This window comes from Glutamicibacter sp., assembly GCF_050701915.1.
GTDB lineage: Bacteria > Actinomycetota > Actinomycetes > Actinomycetales > Micrococcaceae > Glutamicibacter.
The window spans coordinates 64,021-89,020 of sequence record NZ_JBOGEG010000006.1; the positions used below are offsets into that span (position 1 = coordinate 64,021).

Consider the following 25,000-nt stretch of genomic DNA (forward strand, 5'->3'; position numbering starts at 1 on the left):
CTTATTTCGCTCCTCGGTCAGCCTTGGCGGCACTCTTGCTCTGGGTGCCGGTGGCGATCCCACGATCTGCGGCGTAATCCGCCAGCAGTTCCCTCAAGTTCTTGCGTCCGCGATGCAACCGGGACATCACGGTGCCGATCGGCACGCCCAGGATCTCGCTGGCTTCCTTGTAGCTGAAGCCCTCGACATCCACGAAGTAGACGGCCATGCGGAAATCCTCGCCGATCGACTGCAGCGCAGCTTTCACATCCGAATCCGGAAGGTGGTCCAGCGCTTCGGCCTCGGCCGAACGCAAGCCGGTCGGCGAATGCTCCATGGCCTGGGCCATCTGCCAATCCTCGACCGTATCGGTGGAAGTGCGCAGTGGTTCGCGCTGGCGCTTGCGGTACAAATTGATGTACGTGTTGGTCAGGATGCGGTACAGCCACGCCTTCAGGTTGGTGCCTGGCTTGTACTGGTGGAAGGCGGAATAGGCCTTGGTATAGGCTTCCTGCACCAAATCCTCGGCATCCGACGGGTTGCGCGCCATGCGCAGGGCAGCCGAATAGAGCTGGTCCACGTACTGCATCGCGTCACGCTCGAAGCGTTCGCGGCGCTGCTGCTCGGACTCAGAGGCCACGTCGGGCAAATTCTCGTCCACACTCTTGTTGTTCATCATTGCCGAGTCTACGCGTTCGACCGGCTTTATGCGCGTGCCAGCGCGGGCCCGGGCCGGCCGCGGTTCCTCGGCAATCGCGCAAGCGGTACCGCCAGCGTTTGAAGTGTCCTGTCGTATCGTCACACTAGGTACAACCAGCCGGGCTAAAGCCTTATTCCCGCGCCGATCTCGGCTAGAATTAGGCAGTGGGCGCACAGTACTTGCGGTACTGCTGGCGGCCCCGAATTGAAGCCTCGAGCCGAAGGATCTACCAATCAGCACTGCAAGCGCCCCCGGGAGCCCCACCGATAAGCTGCACGACGCAGAAAAGAACTGGTGGGCAGCGCCCTTTGCCGCCGCCGGCCTGGACGCAACCGTCCCGGTGCCAGCTTCGAAGTCGTTGACCAACCGGTATCTGATCCTTGCGGCCCTGGCCTCCTCTCCTTCCACGATCCACAACACGCTGATCAGCCGCGACACCGAGCTGATGCTGCGCGCCTTGGCCGGCTTCGGCGTCGGGATCGAGCGCACCGAGCAGGCCGATGGCTCCACCACCGTGGCCATCACCCCGGGCCAGCTGGCCACCGGCCCGCTGGCGATCGACTGCGGACTGGCCGGCACGGTCATGCGCTTCGTTCCCCCATTGGCTGCCGTCGCCGGCGCCAAGGTGGCCTTCGATGGCGACGCTGCGGCCCGCGTGCGGCCCATGGCCCCGGTATTGGACGCGCTAGCAGCCATCGGCGCCCGTATCGATTATGCCGGCACCCCCGGCATGCTGCCCTTCACCATTGACGCCAGCGAATTGAAGCAGGATGCCGAGGTGGTCATTGACGCCTCAGGCAGCTCCCAGTTCATCTCCGCGCTGCTGCTGGTCGGCCAGGCCCTGCCCGGCGGGCTGAAGCTGCGCGCCGCGCCAGGGCCGATCGCCTCCCCGGACCACATCGCGATGACCGTTCAGACCCTGCGCGAACTGGGCGTAGTCGTGCATGTCGATGCCGATGCGCGCGGCTGGAGCATCGCCCCGGGCCGGCTTGGGGGCTTCACCGTCACCGTCGAACCCGACCTGTCCAATGCCGGACCGTTCCTGGCAGCCGCGCTGGCCAGCAATGGCACCGTGCGCGTTCCCTTCTGGCCATCCAAGACCACCCAGGTCGGCGGCAAGTGGGTGGAAATACTGACCGCGATGGGAGCGGAGGTCAGCCACGGCGATAACGGCGTGCTCACGGTGCGCGGAACCGGAGTGATCCGCGGCATCGACTACGCCGATGCCTCCGAGCTGGCCCCTACCCTGGCAGCACTGTGCGTGCTGGCCGATTCGCCGAGCAAGCTGACCGGCATCGGGCACCTGCGCGGCCATGAAACCGATCGGCTGGCCGCCCTGGAAACCGAATTGTCCAAGGTGGGCGCGCGAGCCACCGCCACCGCTGATGCCCTGGAAATCGTTCCCGGAGCCCTGCAGGCAGCGGATATCGAGTCCTACGAGGACCACCGCATGGCTACCGCCGGCGCCCTGCTGGGCCTGGCCATCAACGGGGTGCGCGTAGAAAATATCGCCACCACCGCCAAGACCATGCCGGATTTCCCGCAGCTCTGGAGCGCCATGGCAGCTACCGCAAAGGGCCAGGGCTAATGCGCTACTCCGACTACGACGAATCCTCGGTCCGCGTCCGCCCCAACAAGAAGGGCAGCCGGCCGCGCACCAAGGACCGCCCGGCCTACGAGCAGGCGGTCATCGGCCGCATCATCACCGTGGACCGCGGCCGCTACACCGCAATCCTGGATGAGGACACCGCCAATGAGCGCATCGTCATCGCCGCCCGGGCCCGCGAGCTGCGCCGCCAGGCGATCGTGCCCGGGGACCTGGTGGGGCTGGTGGGCGACACCTCCGGAAAGCCCGATACCCTGGCGCGCCTGGTGCGCATCCAGGAGCGTTCCACCTTGCTGCGCCGCAGCGCCGATGACACCGACGCCACCGAGCGCGTGGTCGTGGCCAATGTGGACAAGCTGGTCATCGTCGTGGCCGCCGCGAACCCCGAGCCGCGCACCGGCTTCGTGGACCGCGCGCTGGTAGCCGCCTTCGACGCCGGCATCCAGCCGGTGCTGTGCGTGACCAAGGCCGATGTGAAGGATCCGGCCGGGTTTCTCAAGCACTACGAGGGGCTGGACTTCCCCGTGGTCATCTCCCGCACCACCACGGCCGATGCCTCCGGTGTGGACGCGCGCGGCGCCGACGGTTCCAGTGCCCGGCTGGATGCCGGCGCGCTGGCCGAGCTCGAAGAGCTGCTCTCCGGCTGCGTCTCGGTAGTGCTGGGCCACTCCGGAGTGGGCAAGTCCACCTTGGTCAACGCCCTGACCGGTTCGACCCGCGCCACCGGGCACGTCAACGCGGTCACCGGCCGCGGACGCCATACCTCCTCCAACGCCCTGGCCCTGCGCCTGGGCGAAACCCCGGGATCCTGGCTGATCGATACCCCTGGCATCCGTTCCTTCGGGCTGGGGCTGGTGGACCGGGACAATATCCTGGCTGCCTTCGAGGACCTGGCCGAAATCGCCACCGGCTGCCCGCGCGGCTGCACCCATGCCGCCGGCGAGGCCGGCTGCGCGCTGGAAGCCTGGGCCGAAAATGCCCAGGGCACCCAAGCCGCAGACCGGTTGGCCTCCTACCGCCGGCTGGTCACCACCGAGGAAACCACGCACGAAAAGGAGCTCGGCGCGCTCTAGGCGCCCGCAACACCATGGCTGAATACACCCTGCAGCAAGATCTCGACTTCGCCTTGGCCCTGGCCGGCAAGGTCGATGCCTTCACCCTGGCCCGCTACGGCGCCAATGACCTTGTGGTCGAGTCCAAGCCGGACATGACCCCGGTTTCCGATGCGGACCGCGGCGCCGAGCAGCTGATCCTGGCCGAACTGGCCGCCCACCGCCCGGATGATTCGGTGCTCGGCGAAGAATTCGGCGTGCACGGCACCGGCTCCCGGCGCTGGGTCATCGACCCGATCGACGGCACCAAGAACTTCGTGCGCCGCGTACCGGTCTGGGCCACGTTGATCGCGCTGCTGATCGACGACGAACCGGTGCTTGGCGTCATCTCCGCCCCGGCAATGACCCGCCGCTGGCATGCAGCTACCGGCCTGGGCGCGTTCGTCACCGAACCGGGCGCCACCGTCGGTTCCACCGCCACCCGCCAGGTCAACGTCTCCTCGGTGAGCGAGCTGCAGGACTCCTCGCTGGCCTACGCCTCGCTGAACGGCTGGAAGGACGCCGGCAAGCTCGATGGTTTCCTGGAACTGCTGGATACCGCTTGGCGCACCCGCGGCTACGGGGATTTCCTGTCCTACGCGCTGCTGGCCGAAGGCGCGGTCGACGCGGCATTCGAACCGGAGCTGGAACTCTACGACATGGCCGCTTTGGTGCCGGTTGTGCGCGAAGCCGGGGGCCGCTTCACCTCGGTGGCCGGAGAAGAGGGCTGCCATGGCGGCAACGCCCTGGCCACCAACGGCAAGCTGCACGCAGCGATCCTGCCCTACCTGAATCGCCGCTAGGCACCGCAACGACGATGGCAACTGCACGACGCGGGCCCGCCGGGCTGACCACCAGCGAAGAGGACTACCTCAAGGCGGTGTACCTGCTCACCGAATGGGAAGACACCGAAGTGAGCACCGGCGCGCTGGCCGACCAGCTGGGCTTGTCCCCGGCTTCGGCCACCGCCATGGTGCAAAAGCTCGCAGCCAAGCACCTGGTCCATCACGTGCCGCGCGGGGCCATTACGCTCAGCGGCACCGGCCGGCGCGAGGCGTTGCGCATGGTGCGCCGCCACCGCCTGCTGGAAACCTTCCTGCGCGATGAGCTGGGCTACGGCTGGGATGAGGTGCATGACGAGGCCGAGGCCCTGGAGCACACCGTCACCGACCGCTTCATCGACGCCCTGGATGCCCGGCTGGGCCACCCGCGCCACGATCCGCATGGCGACGCGATTCCCAGCGCCGAAGGGGAACTGCCGGTCTCCGGGGCGATCCGCCTGGACCGCTTTTCCGGAGCCCGAGCCGTCATCGACCGGATCAGCGATGAAGACCCGCAGTTCCTGCGTCGTGCCGCCGCCCAAGGGCTGGTGCCCGGGGCGGTCGTCGATCTGCCGCATCAGCTGGATTTCATTGAGGCCTCGCTGATCTGGGTGCGCAAGGCCTAGCTGCATGCCGGCTGTGCAAGAATGAAAAACAGCGGCGCGCAGCAAGGCGCGCCTGACTGCAAAGGGGAGGACCGATGGAAACACGACCGGTCATTCTGGGCATCCCGGATCACCTCGATCCCCACGTTCTGGCCGCAGCCGCAGAACTGGCCGGTGCGCTCGGAGCGCCGTTGCTTTGCGTTCATGTCGATCCCACCCGCTATCCGCTGGAAGAACTGCCTGATGGCACAGTCCGCAGCGCACCGCTGGACCCTGAATCCGGGGACGAAGCCATAGAGCGCTTCCCGGCACAACTTCTGCTGCAGCTCGAAGCCCAGCTCGACGGGTCCGGACTTCAGTGGCAGGCGCACGCCACGGCCGGTGGGCCGGGGCAGCAGCTGGCGCATCTTGCCCTGCAGCATGACGCGGCGCTGATTGTGCTCGGAGTTCGAGAGCGTTCCATGGCCAACAGCATCCGCGAGCTGCTCAACGGCTCCGTAGCGGTGCATCTGACCCGTCGACAGCGCCATCCGGTGCTCTTAATCCCGCCACGCCCACCCCGCCGCGCAGAACAGATTCAGAGTTCATGACCCACCCGCCAACACCCGTTGCCCAGAGCACCGCGCAGCGTTCCTACCTCAACCCGCGTCTCCTGCTATTGGTGTTCATTGGCGGCGCTGCAGGCACTGCCTGCCGGCAAGCCTTGGGAATGCTGCTGCCTGCCGTCGGCAGTTTCCCGGTCGCGATTTTCACAGCCAACATGCTGGGAGCTTTCCTGCTCGGCATGCTGCTCGAAGCGCTGTCTCGTCGCGGTCCAGACGAATGCAAGCGCCGTCGGCTGCGGCTGCTGCTCGGTACCGGTTTCATGGGCGGCTTCACCACCTACAGCGCGCTGGCCACTGACAGCATGCAGATGTTCGCATCCGGAGCGGCGCTCCCGGCTCTGGGCTATGCGCTGCTCACGGTGTTCTTCGGCGCATTGGCAACCTGGTGTGGAATCGCCGCCGCTGCTAAGCGCGTGGCCCGAAAATCGGGAGGGCTGGACTAGTGCTCTCCCCCGGCTTATTTCTAGTCGTTGCGCTCTGCGGTGGCCTCGGCGCCTGCCTGCGTTTCGTGCTTGATGCCCTGGTCAAGCAGTGGCTTCCAGCCCCTCTGCCCTGGGGCACGATCCTTATCAACCTCTCCGGTTCCTTCGCCCTGGGTGCGCTGACCGGGCTGATGGCGCAGCAGTTGTTGTCGGCGCAATGGCTTGCGGCCATAGGGTCAGGCCTGCTCGGCGGCTACACGACGTTTTCCACGGCCAGTTTCGAAACTGTCCGGCTGCTCCAGGCGGGCCGCCTCGCAGCCAGCCTGGTCAATGCTTTGGGGACCTTGGCTGGAGCGGTGCTCGCGGCATTGCTCGGCTTCCAGCTCGTTGGGTTCTTCTAGCCTTAAACAACAAATGCCAAGCCTTTCGGCTTGGCATTCCAGCAGTCCTAGCGTGCTGCCCGGCGTCCCTTGGGAGCGCCTGCTCGTGCTCGGCTCTGGCCTTGTTTCGGTGGCTGCTTGGTACGGTCGTGCGGGACCACGTAGCCGCCGGTGGCGATAACCAGAATGGCGCTAAGGCCGGTCAACGAGAGCATCCCGATCGCCCAAATCTGCGATTGATCGTAGAAGGAATGATCGACACTCAGCCACAGCACGTAGGCGCCGACGAGGTAAATGATATGGATCAGGAGCAGACGGGTTCGCAGCCGCAGCTTGATGACGGCCTTCGGCGAGAAGAAGATCGACCACAGGATCAACAGCGGAACGACTACCACAAGGATTGCTGGAATCGTCGGCCATGGGATGAAAGCGATAGCGGCTAGTGCCGCGGCGAAAAGCAATCCCACTTCCAAGAGGAAGGCAACTGCCGCATAGCTTGCTGAAAGGAAAGGCGATACCCGCTGGGAACTGTTTTTACCCATCGACTTCAATCTCACTCCGTTTCTGCACACGCTGTCGTTTCAAAGCCTTAGACTTTCATCTCAAGTCTATGTGTAAATTCTCCATCCCGCGAACAGGCTCGCGATGTGACGGCGGACTTCGAGGCAAACAAAAAGCTCCGGAACCAGGCTTTTGGGCCTGGTTCCAGAGCTGAATATTGTGGAGATGGGGAGAATTGAACTCCCGTCCGATGTGGTGTTGCCAGGTCTTCTCCGGGCGCAGTTTGCTGCGGATTTTCTCTGCCCCAACCATCACGCAAACATGTGGTTGATCCGGGCACAGTTGCCTAAATGTGTATCCAGCAGCGGCAACATCCGCTGGATACATTGGCTATCTAAATGACGTTAGGAACAGGGGCGATAGCGTCCCCTGGCTAACGGACCGTCTGGCTGCTTAGGCAGCGAGAGCGAAGTCAGTGCGCTTTGATTCGGCACTTATTGGTTTGCAAAGAGCGTTTACGAGATAACTTTGCGTCCTCGGCCCGCTTCATCTGTCGCGACTCACACCGTCGAAACCGATCATCCCCGTATTTTGTTGTCAGTCCCGGTTTCCCGGGTACAACCACACCCTAGGGCGTGTCTATCAATCATAGCGCATTGCGCGGGTTTACCCCAATGCGAAATGCACCACAACCTAGTCTTAAGCGTTTCCGCGGTTGCGTTCGCGCATGGCACGCAACGCCTCACGGTTATCCTGCTTTTCACGCAGGGTCTGCCGCTTGTCGTATTCGCGCTTACCGCGGGCAACGCCGATTTCCAGCTTCGCCCGGCCAGATTTGAAGTACAAGCTCAGCGGGACGACGGTCAGGCCGGCTTCACTGATTTTGCGTTCAATCTTGAGCAGTTCCTGGCGGTGCAGCAAGAGCTTACGGCGGCGACGGGCCGCGTGATTGGTCCACGATCCATTGAGGTATTCAGGGATGTAGACGTTCTCTATGTACAGCTCACCACGGTAGAACTGGCCGAAACCTTCAACGAGCGAGGCCTTGCCCTCGCGTAGCGACTTCACCTCAGTACCCGAGAGCACCATGCCAGCTTCGAAGGTGTCGAGGATTTCAAAATCGTGGCGCGCCTTGCGGTTACTCGCGATTACTCGATCTTCTTGATTCTTCTTAGCCACGTTACTCCTTGCATGTCGCGGGCGGATTCCCGCGCACAGAATACAAGTCTAGCGCTAGAGAAGTCCCAATGGGTTCACATGTGAACCATTGATGATCGTTTCGAAGTGCAGATGGCAGCCGGTCGAGTTGCCGGTGGTGCCAACATAGCCTACAACCTGGCCCTGCTTCACATGCTGGCCGACGCTAACCGCGATGCGGGACATGTGGTGGTAGTTGGTGGCCAGGGCCTTGCCCTTGATAACGCCGTGCGAAATGGTGACCTTGTTACCAGAGGATCCACCCCAACCGGCCATCCAGACTTCGCCGGAAGCAGCGGCCGTGATTGGCGAACCGCACTGGCCGCCGAAGCCCCAGTCAATGCCTGCGTGGACATAGCCGCCACGGCCGCCATAGTCGATTGTTCCGGCAGGAGTTGGGCGCCAACCGAAGGTCGAGGTCAAACGGTTACTGGTAGTTGGCTTAACCAATCCCCAACTGCTTGGCTCAGCGTATGTCGGAGTCTTTGGCTGGGATTTCGGCGCCACATAGGCCTTCTTCTTGTAGGCCTTTTTCTCTGCACGAGCTGCTGCGGCCTTGCGTTCTTGCTCAGCCTCGTAGGCAGCCTTTTCCTCAGCGATGCGCTTTCGCTCTGCTTCTGCTTCGCGGCGCGCTTTTTCTTCTGCCTTGCGCTTGCGTTCGGCAGCTTCCCGGATCAAGCGCTCCTGGCGTTCCTTGATCTGGTGGTTAACCGCTGCGTATTCCTTCTGCTGCGATTGCAACTTCGCCTGAATACGCGGCTTTTGCGCTTCGAGTTCGGCGCTGAGCTCTTCGGTGCTGGCTACCAGCGCATCCAGCTCGTTCTTGGCGTTCTGCGCAGCATCTCGTGCTGCCTGTTCCTGTGCCAACGCTTCCTCGGCCTGAGCTTTCAGGGAGGAAATTTCTTTCTCTACAGCAACCAGACGAAGCTTATTGCTTTCGTTATTGGCCTGCTCCTGGGCCAGGTCGTTGTATGCGGCATTCTGGGATTCCATGGCGCGGTTGGCCATGTCCAGGCCGTCGGCCATCTTGGTTGCCGAATCCATGTTGAGAATCATGTCCAGCCCTCCAGAAACACCTCCGCGCTTGTAAGCTTCCGAAGCGATCTGTGCCATTGCATCTTGAGCGTCGGAAAGCTTAGCCGCGTTTTCTTCGATCTGCTTAGCCACCTCATCACGAGTCGCTTGCGCGCTGATTAAGCGGTTGTTGAGATCGGCAAGGGTGGCCTGTGCATTGGCTACCCGGCTTTGCGCGTCAGCCAATGCTTGCTGGGCAACAGGCACCTGCGCCTGCTGGTCGCGCAATTTCCTGTCGGTTTCTTGAATGTCGGCATCCAGGAATTCCATGTCGTTCTCGAGGTTATCGATGTTCTTTTCGACTTGAGCTTTCTTGTCGTCCAGCTCATCGGCGGCTACCAGGCCTGCGGGCAGCGTGAGCGCGAGAGCCATTGCTCCACCGATGGAGGCGCGTAAGAATTTACGTCGCACTGCGTTCGACAGCATAAAGCTCCTTTTAGAAATTGCGTACTTCAGTTCAAGCCCAGATAACGTTTCGGCTAAACCTTCAGGTAACGCTTCAACGTTACCACTGATGAAATTGTGGCCAAAACGATACCAATAATCAAGAGTATCGGAGCAACTAGCCATATTTCGCTGGTAGAGATGAACGCTACACCGACGTTTTCGTTGGCCAACTTATCCTCGACGAGGAACTTCAGCAGCAACCACAAAGTGCCAGAAGCCAGTAAGCCGCCAATCAGCGACGCGATCACGCCTTCGATAATGAACGGCAACTGAATCGTTGCTTTTGATGCGCCGACCAGTCGCATGATTGTTGTTTCGAGTCGCCGGTGCATAGCTGAAAGCTGAATGGTTGTACCGGTCAGCAATACCGCGCAAACAATCATCACGATTGCAACGACAGCCGCCGCCGCGGAAGCCACGCGCACCAATTGGAAGACCTTTTCGAGCAGTTCCCGTTGGTCAATTACCGAGTCAACACCTTGAACCGTGGAGAAGGCCTCGTTGATCACCGGGTACTTTTCCGGGTCTACCAGTGCGACGCGGAATGATTCGGGCAGCTGCTCCGCAGTGACCTGATCAACCAACGCGGAGTTCTCGTATTGGTCGAGGAAGTTCTCGTAAGCCTGGTCTTTCGACTCGTAGGCAAATTCCTTGATGTACGGGGCGAGCTGCTCAGATTTGAGCATCTCTTCAATGCTCTGGCGCTGCTCTTCGGAAACCGCGCTACCAGCGCAGTTTGGCGAAGTGCTCGTGTCATCACAGAGGTACACCGCAACTTCCATGCGGTCGTACCAGTAGCCCTTCATCTGGTTGATCTGGAGCTGCAATAATACCGAGGCACCAACGAAGGTCAACGATACGAAGGTCACCAGCACCACAGAGACGACCATGACGACATTCTGCCGCAGGCCCTTCGCCGCTTCGCGGAGAATAAATCCTAGTCTCACTGGTCCTCGTCTTTCTTGTCCTCAGCAACCTGCGACTCTTCGTCGTACTCCACGGCGGAATCGCCGACGAGCAGTTCGCGCGAACCGTCTTGGTTCACCACGGTGGTCATCGGGGCGTACTGGCCATCAATTTCATCGCGGATGACCTGCCCGCGGCTCAGTTCAATAACGCGGTGTCGGTATTCGCTCACCAGTTCGTGTGCGTGCGTAGCCATCAGGACGGTCGTACCGTTCTGGTTAATGCGGTTTAGTACGTTCATGACTTCGATGCTGTTCTTGCGGTCGAGGTTACCCGTAGGCTCATCGGCAAGCAGGATCGAGGGCCTGTTCACAATGGCGCGGGCAATGCCGACGCGTTGCTGCTCGCCACCGGAAAGTTCAGTTGGCTTACGACGCGCCTTATCCTCCAGACCCACCATTTTAAGTGCATCCGGCACACGTTCGCGGATCTGGGCACGCGAAGCACCGATGACTTCCATGGCGAACGCAACGTTGTCGAAGACCGTACGTTCGCGCAATAGGCGGAAGTCCTGGAAAACGAACCCAATGTCACGGCGCAGTTTAGGCACCCGGCGGCTTGGGATGCGGTTCAGGTTCTGTCCCGCCACGTAGACGGATCCGTCGGTGGAGCGCTTTTCGCGCAGCACCAAGCTAAGGAAGGTCGACTTACCCGAACCGGATTCACCAACCAAGAAGGCGAACTCGCCACGGTCTATCTCGATGTTTATATCGTCCAAAGCTGCATTCTGCTGCTTCGGCTCGTAAACCATCGAGACGTTTTCGAATTTAATCATGTCTTCAATCGCTAGTCTTCGTCGGGGCGCGACCCACGAATACCAATCTCGAGATCAAACGTCATTTGATGCGCCAGTCTTCCAAACACTATCGGTGCAAGGCAGCGAACCAGCCGAAATATAAGGTGTGTTGCAAGATTCATGCCGTACGTACAGCTAACGCAAAATGCGCAGCTTGGGCATGACTAGCTGTAATTAGCGATGAGGGGTTCGTATCGGTGTTGATACTTACACCCTTTGTAGCAAAAACGTTTAGCCCAGCTGGGATTCGCGGCATCGCCTACTTACTTGGACGACGCTGTCCTGCACGCCAGCGGATGCCGGCATCGATGAAATCGTCAATTTCACCATCAAGTACTGCCTGGGTATTGCCCACTTCGTGTTCGGTACGCAGGTCCTTGACCATCTGATACGGGTTAAGCACGTAGGAACGCATCTGATCGCCCCAGGATGCCTTCACGTCTCCGGCGAATTCCTTCTTCTGGGCGTCTTCTTGTTCCTTCTTCAGAAGCAGCAACCGCGACTGCAGAACTCGAAGAGCGGCAGCACGGTTCTGGATCTGCGACTTTTCATTCTGCATCGAGACGACAACTCCGGTAGGAATGTGCGTCATGCGTACCGCCGAGTCGGTGGTGTTAACGCTCTGGCCGCCCGGGCCAGAGGAACGGAATACGTCCACGCGAATTTCAGATTCAGGGATTTCGATGGTGTCGGTCTGCTCAATCAGCGGCACAACTTCCACCGCGGCAAACGAAGTCTGGCGACGGCCCTGGTTATCGAATGGTGAAATGCGAACCAGACGGTGCGTACCGGCTTCTACGGAGAGCGTGCCGAACGCATACGGTGCATCAATTTCGAAGGTTGCCGACTTGAGGCCTGCTTCTTCGGCATACGAGGTATCCATAACGGTGGCCTTGTATCCACGGCGTTCAGCCCAGCGCAGGTACATACGCAAGAGCATCTCCGCGAAATCGGCGGCATCAACACCGCCGGCACCGGAGCGAATCGTGACAACCGCGCCGCGAGCATCGAATTCACCGTTGAGGAGGGTAACAATTTCGAGTTCGGCAAGGGACTTCTGGACGCTGACGAGCTCTCTGTCGGCTTCATGCAACGTATCATCGTCGTCTTCAAGCTCAGCCAGCTCAACCAAGACTTCCAAATCATCGATCCGGGTCTTCAGCCGAGTCAGCCGTTCCAGCTCGGACTGGCGATGCGATAGCTTGCTGGTGACGATCTGCGCAGCGGCCGGATCATCCCAGAGGTTGGGAACGCCAGCTTCTTCCGAGAGGACTGCGATGTCAGCTTTGATCTGCTCGACATCGCTCACGTCTTCAATTGCGGAGAATGTAGAACGCAGTGAGCGGATTTCAGCGGAGAAGTCAGTTTTTGCCATGGTCCTCTAAGACTACGTCATTTAGCCATTGATCAATGAGTCCGGCGTTAACGCCGAAAATAAGTTCTACACGAACTTTTCATTGAAAATCCCGCAGTGGAATCCCTAATCAACTTGCAGGGCTTACGTCCACGGATCGGTCGGGGATCCAGCCAGTCAGTTCTCGAACAGTAATTTTGAACGAAGATTTCGAGGTGGGGTCCGCAGGCTTCGCAGAAGTACCAACCACCGTAGCTAAGAGGATCCGCTTGCGCTGGATCCATCATTCTTGGAATTTGCTCCTGGTACATGCAGCTGCGTTGCTCGCTTACATATTCTTGCCCTTGTTTCCCCGTACTCGTACGTTCCCCTCCTCGCTGAAATCATCCAGGCTGCTATCCGGGGTTGTGTTCACCTGCTCAGCACAGTTCGAGCCGATGATTCTACAGATATTGGAACTCCGCGTGGAACGATCCACCCCACTATCGGCGGTTGCACCGAACCCTTCAGCTGGAGATTCGCGCCTTGCCCATCAGGCGTGATCTGAACCCGACCAATGCGTAAATTGTCGACGCGACTGGCCGCTCCTACATCTGAAAGGTACTGTTGCGCGGCTTGTTGCACGCGTTGCTGGTCCAACTGAATCCTCGGGTTGCCACTGTCCGCAACGAATTCGAATTCGTCCACGGCAGCGACGACCGCTCCGTCGGCAATTGACAAAAGCTGACGCGCTTTAAGGTTGACTGCGCTGACTGCTAGCACCACGGAAATAGTCAGCAAAGTGATGGCGCACAAGCCGATTGCCAGCACCAAGGATTGTCCGTCCTCATCCCGTGGATTCAGGACAGCGCGTCTTGGCCTAGCCAAATCGATCAGTCCTTTGCGAGGCTGAAGAATCCACGGTGAAAGCAGACACCTCTACCCAGTCGGAAACGAAAGGAAGGGGAACATCCAACGCTACCGTCACGGTGACGACACTGCCCGGACTCAAGCATTCCTTTTCGCATCGAATCGACGTGCGAGCGTTGGCATATCCAAAGTTGTTCATGGTTCTTCGTACAACTGCGTGCGCATCTGACCTTGCCTGGGCGGGATTATCGGCGGTGGCAAAGACCTTGGCTGCATGATCAGCAGCGCCGACCACGGCATAGCTGCCTCCCTGAAGCTGGCCGACGGCCAAAATCAGGTACACCATGGGAATCAGCAAGACCGTTGAAGCAAAAATAAACTCCACTATCGCACTGCCACGATCTTCAGCGCAGATTCTGTTGTGCATGGCGGTAGGGAGATTCTTGGCTCTACCCATATCGCACCGCTTCTCCTTCAACGTGCAAATCCCACCCGTTCGGCAAGAGCCCGACCAAGGGAACCCGCGTGTTAACCGATACGGTCACCAGCTGGCTGTCGCCAACGCGGGTCGTGTTCACGGCAATGTCACGGGCAAATCCACTATGCAAGCTTTCGGTGATCATTGTCCGAGTTCTGCCTTGAGCGTCGCCTACTGAACGATTGGCCAAAGCACCGTAGTGGGCGCCGTTCGAGGCTGCATCAATCAGCGTGTTGCGCACATGCAGGACCAACGCGAGTTGTATAAGCGTCATTGCGATGACCACAAGCAACGTTGTGATCATGACAAATTCGGCTACGGCAGACCCATTCTCGCTACCAATAAGTTCCGCGGAATCCGAACTTCCAGGTGAACCCGCATTCGCCCTCATGCGCGGTTATCCCAATCCGGAGACTCGATCGATTGCTTGGTTAAACAGGTCCTGCAGCCTAGGTCCTGCAATGGCCAGCAAGGCAGCAACCAGTAACGCGGACATGAGGGTAATCATGACCCAGCCGGGCACGTCGCCTCTGCTTTCCCTGAGTTTCGGAGAAACCTTACGAATGAGTAGTTCACCGGTCGTAGCGATCTGCAATACCAGCTTGATCATCAGTTCTTGTACGTGGTTCATGACGGCCCTTCCAACTTGCTAAAGGATTTCAAAGTGAGAAATTCAAGCTTTTCTGTGCACCGTTCAATAACTCATCTCCAATAACGCCAGGCCGGGGAATACGGCAAAAACGATGGTGAGGGGAAGAATTCCGAACACGACCGGGACTAGCATGGAAATCTCGCGTTTTCCCGCTACTTCCATAAGTTCTCGTTTAGAAGCGTCACGAACGTCTTGTGCTTGGTCCCTGAGCACTTGTGCCAAAGGCGTGCCCCGCTCTGTTGCGACAACGATTGCATCGACAAAGCGTGTCATCGCCCCAATTTGTATCCGGTCCGACATATTCTGCATTGCTTGGACCATCGGTGTGCCTGCGTGAATGTCGTTCAAGGTCTTGGTGAATTCCTCGCCGATCACCCCGTGGCAGATTCGTGAAATTCTTTCGATAGCTCCAGTTGTTGATTCGCCTGCGCCGACAGTCAGCGCTAGCACTTCAGCCACTGTTGGAAACTGAGTTAATATTTTCCGGGCCCGCCGATGGATCTGTTCACCAAGCCACCATCCACGCCATGCATAGCCAACAATTCCGAAACCGATAACGACTAGGACCGATAAGATCAAAGAGACGTGATACTGAACGGCGGCAAAGGCCATGAACGCTGAACCTGCTACCAAGCCTGCCAATGCACAAACAATTTCTTGAGACCGATAGTCAATTACGCTCATGTCCAATCCCGCAGCGTTCAGACGCTTCCGAAGAGTATCTGCCGAAGGACTGTGCAGGCTCGCCAGCTTCTTGATTTGCAGCAACATGGGGGCAGCTAGTTGGCCTATAGCTGAGCGCCCAGACTCAGAGTTCCATGAGTCCTCCAGCATGCGTGAGCTTCGAACGCCCACGCGAACATGTGGCGCAATACGATCAGCGAACGCCATTTTTCGCCAGCCCGGCAGGTTAACGATGACCAGCCAAAGGCCTAGGCCAAGCCCCAAACCGCAAAGCGCCGCCCACGACGTATAGCTGCTCATGCCAGTACTCGTTCTTCTACCGGCAAGGCACCGAGCCGGAGCATGATTCGATAGCAAATGAGAGAAACCACCATGCCAAGGCTTAGCACGATCACTCCCCCGACCGTCATATAGGCATCTTTGGCAGCTTCCTGGGTGCCCAAGACCAACAACAGGATCCATGGTGCGGCAACTGCCAAACGGGCTGCCGAAACAATCCATGATTGGCGGGCCGCGAGTTCACCTCGTGTTCTCACGTCATCGCGCAAGAATGCCGACAAAGTTGTGAGAGTGTGTCCCAAGTCGGTGCCCCCGACTTCACGAGTGATCCGCAATGTCGTAAGGATTTTGTCGGCTACCGGATCTGCTAGGCGTTCGCCCAATTGGTCCAGCGCCACGGAGAAGTTCGCCGTGGCTCGATAGTCCAACGCGAAATCTCGGAATAGAGGACGCAATACCTGCGGGCCCACGACTGCCAATTGGCTCAATGCTTCGGGAAGAGAAAGGCCTGCCCGGATGGCACTTCGCAAGTGATCAACCACTTCTGGCCATTGTTCTTGCAATGCTGCTTGTCGTTTGGCGGCTTGATGGCGCAGGTAGACCCATGGTGCGAATGAGCCGAAGATACAAAAAATCACGGCGAATAGCGGCGAAGCAGTTAGTCCCAAGGTCACCAACGCGAACGTGAGCCCGCAGACCACGCAAATCACGATGAATTTTGCCGGAGCCAGGTTGCTCATGCCTGCATGGAGAAGCGCATTCTTAATGGCTGAGCTACGTCTAGGCGCTCTCACCCACGGGGAAAAGAGCAGCCAATCAACCATTAAGGCAATGCCTAACCCGCCGAGAAGGGCACAGAAAGCAACCACCGCTACACCGCCATCAATTCGGCAATATTTATTCCAGCGACATCAAATTTTTCATGAGACCAATCGGCTCCCCGAGCAGGTAGCAGGCGATCGGCTTGCCGTTCGAATAGTGTCGAGGACTCAATTTGTCCTTCCTCCACGCGGTTGCGCACGCTGAGAATTTCGTTGACATAGCGATGGCCCTGAGGACTACGCACGCAGTGAACTACAAGGTCAATGCATGCGGCCACTGTCTTGATGGTGAAGTCACTGGTGATGTTTGGTCCGGCAAGTAACGGCAAAGTGCAAATTTTCGTGATCGCGTCACGGGCAGAATTTGCATGCAAGGTACAAAGCCCCGCGATTCCCGAGTTCAGCGCAATCAGCATATCCAAGGACTCCGCTTCGCGGACCTCACCGACAATGATCCGTTCAGGGCGCATGCGCAGAGCTTCCTTGACCAGTCGGCGCATGGTGATTTCTCCGGTGCCTTCAAGATTTGCGAGGCGAGTTTGCATCGCAACGACATCTCTGAGTGAAAGATTCAACTCAAAGATTTCCTCGATGGTGATAATTCGTTCCCTGGGTCCGATTGCCGACGCCAGACAATTAAGCATTGTCGTCTTGCCGGCCTGCGTAGGGCCAGTCACAATGACATTCAGACCGGCGCTGATTGCGGTGGAAAGGAACCTCGCCGCTTGTTCGCTCAACGCTCCAAGGTCGACTAAATCGTCAAGTTTTCCTGCGCGAGCGATGAATTTACGAATGTTGAGGGCCCAATGCTCATGGGTGATGTCTGGAATCACGACGTGGAGACGAGACCCATCGGGCAATTGGCAATCGACGAATGGCTGGGAAAGGTCCAGTCGCCTGCCCGAAGTCTTAAGCATGCGTTCGACTAGAGCTGCGATTTCTGCCGGCTCCATACGTATGTGGGTCAGTTCGCTTTGGCCACCTCTGGCACAAAATACTTGTTGCGGAGAATTTACCCAGATCTCTTCAACAGAAGGATCGTCCAATAAGGGTTGCAACGCTCCAAACCCGGCCACATTGTCGAATACCGAGCGTTGGGCAGCCTCGAGCGATCCAAGTGAAGGTACCGCTCCAAGCAATGCGCGTTCGTCGTAGTCACGAATGACCTCTTCAATCAGGGAACGGATCATCGCTGGCTGTTTAGCTGGGTCCAACCCACGACGGCGTACCAGCTCACGTACTTCGTCTTCGACAATGGACAGCGCTTCCACGACTGACTCCTTTGACTTTCCTACTGGAGGATCCCGATCTCGGGGACTATCGGCGAGCGAGTCGTCGGTGCAGCATACCTATTCGTATGACAAGGGATGCTATCTGCAGCAGAGACCGCTTTCAAGAGGTTCTCGTAGTTGTGGATAGTTCCTGGTTCTTTGTCCACAACAAGATACTTATTTTCCGGCCCAGCCCAAATGGCTGGTTTAGATGGGAACGACAACTTTCCATTACTTTCAGGAGACCTCATGGTCCGCTATGAATTACTTCTGATTTCCCGAAAATTCCAGCATCCGCGGCAATTCGAGCTTGTCATGTCAGGACGAATCTCGGGCAAGCAGCTCGCCGCATTGCTACAGCAGCAATTCCCGGAACAGCGATGGTATTCGGGAATGACGCGGATAGAAGAGTTGGAGATCCTGCATACGAATGAACGTCTGCTGCTCAGTGAATTGCCTCAGCCCGTTCGCGCCACAAGCACCACAGCTTCGTGTCTCAAGCTTTATGTACTTCGTGGCCCCGACGCTGGTGCCTGGATTCCGCTCACTAAAGGAGAACATTTCATCGGCAGAACCGCCCCGTTGTGGTTAGAAGATCCGCTGATGTCCAGGGTTCACGCGAAGTTAGTAGTGACGACACGGGGCCTACGCTTAGTGGCTTGCTCTGGACAACAGATTGCCATGCCAGATGGCAGCCGCTGCGAGTCCATCGATTTGGAGCAAGGATCGCGTTTCCTGCTAGGCAATACCGAATTCGCCGTCGGTGATCCTATAACGGCCGAATCCGGCCATTTGGTAACGTCCGAACAATTGGAGATCCAGGCACCATCCAAGCCCGAGCTCTCCCGCTTAATTGCTTTGGTCTTAGCAGCATTCGTTCCGATCATCTCCGGTATCTTGCTTGCCTTGGTCACCGGTTCGATGCTCTTTCTGATCTTGAGTGGCGTTTCGGCCCTCATGGGTTTAGTACCTGCAGGCCAGCTGTTCGTGGAGCGGCGCCAATGGAAAAAAGAAATGGAAGCGCAACGTGCTTCCGCAATCATCGCGAGAACGAAATATTCTCCCGCCCTTGGAGAATCCTTCGTAGCCGGACTGGATTCTGCTTCATTGGGACTGTCCTGTGCTCAGATACCACCATTGGTTTGGGGCGAGGGTCTGTGGTCTCCCCAAGAAATCTCTCGTTCTGATCCCACGGGGGTACGCAAAATATTTCGTAGCCTCAAGAAGATTAAGTCGGATGCGCCCTGGTTCGGCCCAGTATTTTTCACAAGTAGCCCTAGCGTATGGCAGCTGAAATCGAGGCAAGGGCAAAGCACTGGAGCGATTCTCGCCGCGGTACTTGCGCGCTACCTCCCGGCCATACATTCCGGCCAGGTACGGCTCGTGATCGATCCCAGTATTCGATGCCTTCCGGCGTCGTTGCTGTTAATGGGCAACGTTTCCCTGGCACATTTGTCCGTTTCCGAAGAATCGAGCGCCATCAGGAGACAGGAAAACAGCTTGACCACGCTGTACGTCACTGCCCAGGCACCTCAACCACTCGCTGGCACCCTAGTGCTGGGTATTTCACCGGTGCTGGCCGAGTCCGTAGAGAATTGGATTGATCCTAGCCTTGTGTCTGCGCATTTGCCCGATGAACGCCTAATTCTGCAGAGCCTAAGCACGCTGAGCCTTACGCGGTTCGACAAGATGGTGCAGCAGTACGTCCAGCTGCAGAAGCAGGCAATAACCAAGTACTCAGAATCCAGTCCATCTCCATCCCTAGCCATACGGGCACATCTTGGCCTAGGCGAACAGCAAGAAGAAGTGTTCCTCGATCTTCATGAGGACGGTCCTCATGTCTTAGTTTGCGGCACTACCGGGTCAGGCAAATCAGAAGCGCTCAGACGCATCATTTCTGATTTTGCACGCAATTACTCGCCGGCTCAGCTCGCCTTCGCACTCATTGATTTCAAGGGCGGAGCTGGACTCAGCGTTTATGCAAGCTTGCCCCATGTCCAGCTCTTCGCAAGCGACCTCGATGAGGCTGCCGCTCAGCGCACGCTGGAACAACTAGAACATGAAGTGCGTCGGCGCGAGGAACTTCTGGCAGATCAAGGCTGTAGCGACATTGCCGAATATCAAGATCTCGATGAATCGGGTCGGGTTCTTCCTCGCTTGCTGGTAGTGATTGACGAATTCCGTGTCTTCGTCGAAACGCTTCCTCTAGCCAGCGTCAGAATCGATCGTTTAGCCGCGGTGGGACGGGCTCTAGGAATCCATCTATTTCTCAGCACGCAGCGTCCGGCCGGCGCATTGACGGGTCAAACCAAGGCGAACTTAAACACAACAATCGCATTAAGAGTAAACGACTCGAGTGAGTCCGTGGAACTTGTTGGCTCCACCGAAGCGTCCAAACTCCTCTGCCCTGGTCAAGCGATCATCAAGAGTGCTTCCAAGCCAACCAGGAGCATGCAATTCCATCTGGCCATCGAGCCGCCACTGCATGGCGAACTATTCGAGCGGAATCGTCAAGATCTTAGCCTGCTTCCGTTGTGCCGATTCGAAAGCAGCATCGCATCAGTAGCGGCAGACCCCTTGCGAAAGCATGCAGAAGAGCTTTCCTCTCGGTGGTCCGCTACGGAGCTTCCGGTCTCTGGTTTTGCTCCCGCGCTGCCGCTGCCAGCAGAACCATGGCACTCTCCAGATATGTGGAATGGGAAGGAGCGAGGAACAATCTACTGTGGTGTTGCAGATAATCTGCATTTGGCCCGGCTTGAACCTTTGATTCTTGACCCTGCCCGTTCAAGATCAACGTTGATCTGCGGCTTGCCAGAGGCCGGAGCCCGCAACATTTTTGCTTCTCTAGCCGCTTCGCCGAGAAAAATACTGTGCTTCGGTCCGTCGCCGATCCCAGGTGCCGCTAAAAACGTCAAAGTTGTCACGGGTGAAGATCCCTATGGCTTTTTGGATGCTGTCGACTTCGTAGAATCCATGCCCAAGGATCCGGCATTGATCATTCTTGTTCATTCACTAGCCCAATTACAGTCCAATATCCACCCGCAGCATTTCCAACGCCTGGACGAAGCCCTCGGTACGCTATTGCGTTCCGGCGGCCCGGAATCACCTATGGTGATTTATTCAGTTGACCGAGACCAGAACACTTTGAAGTCCACCGGCCTTTGTACAGAGCAATGGTTCTTCCCATTCAACGCCACCGAGTCATTAAAGATGATCTGGCCCAAGATCCCGGCTTGTTCACTCCTGCCTGGTCGAGGGGTCAAGCTGAGTTCAGGGCGTCCGCCGCAGGTCTTTCAACTCACCAAAGTGCAATCAGCTGGAGTCGCCGGCAGTGCCTGGCCGGAACTGCCGTCAGCTTCTCAGGATTCTTCTGGTTCTGTCCTTCAACCGACAAATTTTCTGGGCTATTCACCCTTCGATGGTGCAACTGCACCTCGACCTGCAGGTCCATTGGTCGTTGCACTCTGCCCAGATATGCAACAGCGCCAGCAGTTGTCTGCCGTACTAGCTGCGCGCTGGAACTCTGCGCTTATTTCCGGCATATCGGACTTTGAGCGGTTCGTCCGTTCTCTCGGGGACGGCTCGTACACTGCTCGGCAGGAATTACTCTGCCTTTTCCTCGAAACCACCAACGATTCCCGGTTGCCGCTGTTCCTGGACGCGCTGAAATCCAGGGGGATCAGTGTCGTACTATTCGTTCCGCCGTCTAGCAGGATGGCCTACGACTTAGGAATGAGTGCCAACGGGCTCGATGATCGCCAGGTGATCGTTATCGAAGCCCATCATCCGCAGGATCTGCAACCAATGAACTGGCCGCCGATCCATCAGGTGCTTCATCAGGGGTCCAATGACTATTGGTGCGCGATTATCTCCAAACGTGGCAAACCGCGGGTGATCCATATTCCGCACGAATTATCTGATGACCATTCAGCGGTTCGGCCGGTCTCCGAGGAATGCGGTGGTCTTCGGAGCGAAGAGCATCACCACAGTGATTCCGGCGACCACGATGGAAAGTACCGCCGCGGCCGTCACCATCGGGATATTGGAGCTCAGGAAAGAAACAGAGAGGATGAGCTGGAATAGTTGCCAAACGACAATCGGAGCACGAGTGAATGCTTTCCCCTTGAGGAAGTTGATAGCAACGGAGCCGTGCCAAACGGCAAGCAGTAAGCAAAGGGCCAGCATGAACAACTGCCCGCCCATATTGACTGTTCCGTTGGTGTCGAGGTTCAGCATGTAGCTGATGGCGTACGCCAGGGTAGCCAGGGACTCAATTAGGACAAGCGCGGCAACCACGAAAACACTGGTTGGGCGGGACGAGATTGTATTTTCGTTGCTCACATCAACAATTTTCGTTGACCTTCTGCAGGAACTCAACCGCAACAATTGACTTTCGCTGTTGTTCGCGCCACACCTCTGATAACTAGCTGATCCTAGTGCCAAATGCCATGTGAGAAAGCACTCAGGCATTCAGCAACATTTCGCTACCGTGACTCTTGTTTACTTCCGCGTTACATGAAAACCTTATGTGGTCGGTTAAACGAAGTGCCCGAATGGACTTCTCCGACCTTTCGAAGCGCCAGATGTTAACCGCTAGGCAACCAGGATTTCATTTCACTCCTAGGTGTTTTTTGCCTGTGTGTTGATTGTCGTTGGTGTTTCAGACCCTCTCAGATTTCAAGGAGCATCAATAAGCATGGATTGGCGTAGCCGCGCGGCGTGTCTGGAAAAGGACCCGGAACTGTTTTTCCCAGTGGGAAACACCGGTCCGGCCCTGTTGCAGATCGAAGAGGCCAAGAGCGTCTGCCGTCGATGTGAAGTAACCGAGACCTGCCTGCAGTGGGCTATTGAGTCCGGCCAGGATGCAGGCGTATGGGGTGGCATGAGCGAAGATGAGCGTCGTGCCCTGAAGCGTCGTGCAGCACGAGCACGCCGCGCTTCCTAATTAAGCTGCGCTCGAGGTAATTCTCGCAACCCGAGACGCTATACGAAATCCGCCAGAGGTAAACACCACTGGCGGATTTCGAGTTTAAGCGACAAATTGTCAGCTCAGCTAGGTACATTAAAAGTAGTATTCATGTTCGAAAGGAACCGTTAGTGACTCTGGCCCGCTTCGCGTGCACCGTTCAGGCAGGTGCGACCGCAAAATGAGCCCGGCCCTGACCGACCCGAACCTGGGCAAGACGCTGGATGGTCGATACCGCCTGGACCACCTGCTTGCCTTGGGTGGCATGTCACGCATCTATCGGAGTATGGACAAGCGCCTGCACCGAGCCGTCGTTGTGAAGATCTTGAACGACAACTTCGCCAGCGAGCATACAGTACGTGAACGATTCGAATCTGAAGCTGTCATCGCTGCAAATATCTCTCATCCGAATGTGGTCTCCATCCGTGATCACAACGTGAGCGACAATCTGGTGTACCTCGTGATGGAATATGTTCGCGGACGCAACCTCGAACAGGTCATTGAAGAACGCGGCCGCTTTACTCCGCGTCAGGCGCTTAGCGTACTTGAACAAATTTGCCACGGCCTCAGCGCCGCACACAGCGAGGGAATCATCCACCGGGATATGAAACCGGCAAATGTGCTGCTCTCCGATACCGGTGAAGTGAAAGTGACCGACTTCGGATTGGCCCGTGCTGCCAGCGCTCATACCCAGTCAGCGACGCTCGTGGCAACGCTGTCCCATGTCTCCCCCGAACTAGTTTCAGGGGCACCAGCCGATTCGCGCAGCGACATTTATGCCCTGGGCATCATGATCTATCAGATGCTTACTGGACAAGCGCCGTATGCCGAGACCAATGCCGCCGCATTGATGAAACATCATCTGGACTCCCCCATGCCCATGCCCTCGGACTTGGTCCCGGGATTAGCCGAAGATCTCGATGAGCTCGTTCGATGGTGCACCGAGAAGGATCCCGAGAAGCGTCCGCAGGATGCCTCGTTGTTGTTGGAGGAGATCATCCAGATCCGTTCGACGCTCGACGACGGGCAACTGGACCTGGGAGCCGAAGACCTCGGCGGGATTGAAGATCTCACCCCGCAAACTTTCACGCAGATGCCTACTACCCTGCAGCAGCGCCTTGATGCGATGCAACGCGAGCGCGAAGATGAGCGCGAACAGCTATGGCTGAAGCGAAACACTGCTCAGCACGAGGCTGGCTATGAAGTCGATGATGCCCCTGCCGATCCTGATCAGACGACCGTCATTGCGGCGGCCGACGCCACCGAGGTCTTGGATCTTCGCGAAGCGCAAGCCACCCTGGCTCAACCTCGTGTCGCCGATTTTGGCAATGCTTCTGGCATAGCCGCAACATCGCTGTACACCCGCGGCAGCGAGCTGGAACCGGCCAACGAGAATGACAGGGCCCCTGAAACGCAGCTGTCGGTACGTGGCCAGAAACGTGCGCAGAAGCAGGCTGCTCGGAAGTGGCGCAAGGAAGCACAGGTACCTACGCACCGTTTGCGTCAGCCTCGCACTGGTACCCAGAAGTTCGTCATCACCCTGATGTGGATCCTCATCGTTGCTCTGGTTGCAGGCGCCGGCTGGTTCTTCGGTCGTGGCCCCGGAACCATTATCCGCATCCCGTCCTTGACGGGCATGCTTGAGTCGCAGGCAGTCGAGCAAATGGATGGCCAAGGTGTTCCAGTTCGCATAGGCACTACCTACAACGATGAGATTGCCATCGGCAGGGTGGTCGATTCACGACCTGGGACCGGCGAGAACATCATGAAGTTCCAGGGAATCGATCTGATAGTTTCGCAAGGCCCGCAGCTTTTTGCAGTTCCGGATGTCACCGGGAAAACCCTGGATCAGGCCACCAAGGCGCTGGCTGAGATCGGTTTCGACGATGTGAAGACCGCCGAGGCCTACTCGGAATCTGTGAAGAAGGGCGAGGTTATCAGTTCCTCTCCTGCCGCCGGCAAGAAATTGCCGCGAAAGAACATCATCACCCTCACTGTTTCCAAGGGACATGCTCCGGTTCGTGTTCCTACGGTCATTGGTCTCGGCAAGGACGCGGCAAAGGAAAAACTTGAGGCCATGGGCCTGAAGCTGGGGGACGGTGAATCCGTCCATTCCACAACGATCGAAAAAGACCTAGTCGCCGCCCAGGACCCGGCGCAGGGCTCCGTTGCGTACGGCAGCACCGTGAGCGTGAATATCTCGCAAGGACCAGAATACGTCCAGATCCCATCCGTGCTCGGCCTGAGCGTCGAACAAGCGATCACGACGCTGGAATCCGCTGGCTTTTCCGTTAAGACCCACAATGTCTTCGGCGGTTTCGGCCAGACCGTTCGCATGCAGTCTCCATTGAATCAGCAAGCTGTGCGCGGCAGAGAGATCAGCATTTACGCCTTCTAAGGCCTCCGACAGTTCTCAGGCATAAAAATAATCCGGTTCCCGCTTCGGGAACCGGATT

At 57.9% G+C, this 25,000-nt stretch carries 24 protein-coding genes and 1 other RNA gene; 10 read left to right on the plus strand and 15 right to left on the minus strand.

The window, feature by feature from the left end:
* Window position 1: 1 nt before the first annotated feature.
* On the minus strand, window positions 2-658 hold the full coding sequence (locus ACRDT3_RS06330; protein ID WP_431492228.1) for a sigma-70 family RNA polymerase sigma factor: 657 nt from the start codon (window positions 656-658) through the stop codon (window positions 2-4).
* A 292-nt stretch (window positions 659-950) separates the two neighbouring features.
* On the opposite strand from ACRDT3_RS06330, the gene aroA reads away from it, so the two are divergent.
* The 7 genes from aroA (at window position 951) to crcB (ending at window position 6,230) form a co-directional block, all read left to right on the plus strand.
* Complete coding sequence (gene aroA, locus ACRDT3_RS06335; RefSeq protein ID WP_431492229.1) at window positions 951-2,267, plus strand: 3-phosphoshikimate 1-carboxyvinyltransferase; 1,317 nt, start codon at window positions 951-953, stop codon at window positions 2,265-2,267.
* On the plus strand, window positions 2,267-3,358 hold the full coding sequence (gene rsgA / locus ACRDT3_RS06340; RefSeq protein ID WP_431492171.1) for a ribosome small subunit-dependent GTPase A: 1,092 nt from the start codon (window positions 2,267-2,269) through the stop codon (window positions 3,356-3,358). The genes aroA and rsgA overlap by 1 nt, the downstream gene beginning before the upstream one ends.
* A gap of 14 nt (window positions 3,359-3,372) precedes the next feature.
* Window positions 3,373-4,179 carry an inositol monophosphatase family protein gene (locus ACRDT3_RS06345; protein ID WP_431492172.1) on the plus strand — a complete coding sequence of 269 codons (807 nt, stop codon included), beginning with the start codon at window positions 3,373-3,375 and terminating at the stop codon, window positions 4,177-4,179.
* 14 nt (window positions 4,180-4,193) lie between these two features.
* The gene (locus ACRDT3_RS06350; protein WP_431492173.1) at window positions 4,194-4,823 is read left to right on the plus strand and encodes a metal-dependent transcriptional regulator; all 630 of its coding nucleotides are present in this window, start codon (window positions 4,194-4,196) and stop codon (window positions 4,821-4,823) included.
* A 74-nt stretch (window positions 4,824-4,897) separates the two neighbouring features.
* Complete coding sequence (locus ACRDT3_RS06355; protein WP_431492174.1) at window positions 4,898-5,392, plus strand: universal stress protein; 495 nt, start codon at window positions 4,898-4,900, stop codon at window positions 5,390-5,392.
* Window positions 5,389-5,850, plus strand: a complete 462-nt coding sequence (locus tag ACRDT3_RS06360) for a fluoride efflux transporter FluC (RefSeq protein ID WP_431492175.1) — start codon at window positions 5,389-5,391, stop codon at window positions 5,848-5,850. Before ACRDT3_RS06355 ends, ACRDT3_RS06360 begins: the two co-directional genes overlap by 4 nt.
* The gene (crcB, locus tag ACRDT3_RS06365; protein ID WP_431492176.1) at window positions 5,850-6,230 is read left to right on the plus strand and encodes a fluoride efflux transporter CrcB; all 381 of its coding nucleotides are present in this window, start codon (window positions 5,850-5,852) and stop codon (window positions 6,228-6,230) included. The genes ACRDT3_RS06360 and crcB overlap by 1 nt, the downstream gene beginning before the upstream one ends.
* A 47-nt stretch (window positions 6,231-6,277) precedes the next feature.
* On the opposite strand, the gene ACRDT3_RS06370 is transcribed toward crcB, so the two are convergent.
* The 14 genes from ACRDT3_RS06370 to ACRDT3_RS06435 all read right to left on the minus strand — a co-directional run bounded on the left by ACRDT3_RS06370 (window position 6,278) and on the right by ACRDT3_RS06435 (window position 17,578).
* Complete coding sequence (locus ACRDT3_RS06370; RefSeq protein ID WP_431492177.1) at window positions 6,278-6,751, minus strand: DUF2568 domain-containing protein; 474 nt, start codon at window positions 6,749-6,751, stop codon at window positions 6,278-6,280.
* Between the two features lie 176 nt (window positions 6,752-6,927).
* Window positions 6,928-7,296, minus strand: a transfer-messenger RNA (tmRNA) gene (ssrA, locus tag ACRDT3_RS06375).
* A gap of 113 nt (window positions 7,297-7,409) precedes the next feature.
* Window positions 7,410-7,889, minus strand: coding sequence for an SsrA-binding protein SmpB (gene smpB, locus ACRDT3_RS06380; protein ID WP_431492178.1), 480 nt, complete (start codon window positions 7,887-7,889; stop codon window positions 7,410-7,412).
* Between the two features lie 54 nt (window positions 7,890-7,943).
* The gene (locus ACRDT3_RS06385; RefSeq protein WP_431492179.1) at window positions 7,944-9,407 is read right to left on the minus strand and encodes a peptidoglycan DD-metalloendopeptidase family protein; all 1,464 of its coding nucleotides are present in this window, start codon (window positions 9,405-9,407) and stop codon (window positions 7,944-7,946) included.
* Between the two features lie 53 nt (window positions 9,408-9,460).
* The gene (gene ftsX, locus ACRDT3_RS06390; protein ID WP_105658368.1) at window positions 9,461-10,375 is read right to left on the minus strand and encodes a permease-like cell division protein FtsX; all 915 of its coding nucleotides are present in this window, start codon (window positions 10,373-10,375) and stop codon (window positions 9,461-9,463) included.
* On the minus strand, window positions 10,372-11,169 hold the full coding sequence (ftsE, locus tag ACRDT3_RS06395) for a cell division ATP-binding protein FtsE (protein ID WP_105658367.1): 798 nt from the start codon (window positions 11,167-11,169) through the stop codon (window positions 10,372-10,374). Before ftsE ends, ftsX begins: the two co-directional genes overlap by 4 nt.
* Before the next feature lie 280 nt (window positions 11,170-11,449).
* On the minus strand, window positions 11,450-12,565 hold the full coding sequence (gene prfB / locus ACRDT3_RS06400) for a peptide chain release factor 2 (RefSeq protein WP_105658366.1): 1,116 nt from the start codon (window positions 12,563-12,565) through the stop codon (window positions 11,450-11,452).
* Window positions 12,566-12,955: 390 nt separating this feature from the next.
* The gene (locus ACRDT3_RS06405; RefSeq protein ID WP_431492180.1) at window positions 12,956-13,357 is read right to left on the minus strand and encodes a hypothetical protein; all 402 of its coding nucleotides are present in this window, start codon (window positions 13,355-13,357) and stop codon (window positions 12,956-12,958) included.
* A gap of 46 nt (window positions 13,358-13,403) precedes the next feature.
* Window positions 13,404-13,850 (minus strand): hypothetical protein, encoded by a 447-nt coding sequence (locus tag ACRDT3_RS06410; protein WP_431492181.1) that lies wholly within the window; start codon window positions 13,848-13,850, stop codon window positions 13,404-13,406.
* Window positions 13,843-14,262, minus strand: coding sequence for a TadE family protein (locus ACRDT3_RS06415; RefSeq protein ID WP_431492182.1), 420 nt, complete (start codon window positions 14,260-14,262; stop codon window positions 13,843-13,845). The genes ACRDT3_RS06410 and ACRDT3_RS06415 overlap by 8 nt, the downstream gene beginning before the upstream one ends.
* 6 nt (window positions 14,263-14,268) lie before the next feature.
* Window positions 14,269-14,502 (minus strand): hypothetical protein, encoded by a 234-nt coding sequence (locus tag ACRDT3_RS06420; protein WP_431492183.1) that lies wholly within the window; start codon window positions 14,500-14,502, stop codon window positions 14,269-14,271.
* 63 nt (window positions 14,503-14,565) lie between these two features.
* Window positions 14,566-15,507, minus strand: a complete 942-nt coding sequence (locus ACRDT3_RS06425) for a type II secretion system F family protein (protein WP_431492184.1) — start codon at window positions 15,505-15,507, stop codon at window positions 14,566-14,568.
* Entirely contained in the window at window positions 15,504-16,355 is an 852-nt protein-coding gene (locus tag ACRDT3_RS06430) for a type II secretion system F family protein (RefSeq protein WP_431492185.1), read from the minus strand. Before ACRDT3_RS06430 ends, ACRDT3_RS06425 begins: the two co-directional genes overlap by 4 nt.
* Window positions 16,356-16,357: 2 nt before the next feature.
* The gene (locus ACRDT3_RS06435; RefSeq protein ID WP_431492186.1) at window positions 16,358-17,578 is read right to left on the minus strand and encodes a CpaF family protein; all 1,221 of its coding nucleotides are present in this window, start codon (window positions 17,576-17,578) and stop codon (window positions 16,358-16,360) included.
* A gap of 249 nt (window positions 17,579-17,827) precedes the next feature.
* Between ACRDT3_RS06435 and ACRDT3_RS06440 the strand changes: the two genes are divergently transcribed.
* The 3 genes from ACRDT3_RS06440 to ACRDT3_RS06450 all read left to right on the plus strand — a co-directional run bounded on the left by ACRDT3_RS06440 (window position 17,828) and on the right by ACRDT3_RS06450 (window position 24,942).
* Entirely contained in the window at window positions 17,828-21,661 is a 3,834-nt protein-coding gene (locus tag ACRDT3_RS06440) for an FtsK/SpoIIIE domain-containing protein (protein WP_431492187.1), read from the plus strand.
* Window positions 21,662-22,274: 613 nt separating this feature from the next.
* Complete coding sequence (locus ACRDT3_RS06445) at window positions 22,275-22,523, plus strand: WhiB family transcriptional regulator (protein ID WP_013348560.1); 249 nt, start codon at window positions 22,275-22,277, stop codon at window positions 22,521-22,523.
* Between the two features lie 202 nt (window positions 22,524-22,725).
* On the plus strand, window positions 22,726-24,942 hold the full coding sequence (locus ACRDT3_RS06450; RefSeq protein WP_431492188.1) for a protein kinase domain-containing protein: 2,217 nt from the start codon (window positions 22,726-22,728) through the stop codon (window positions 24,940-24,942).
* Window positions 24,943-25,000 lie beyond the last annotated feature (58 nt).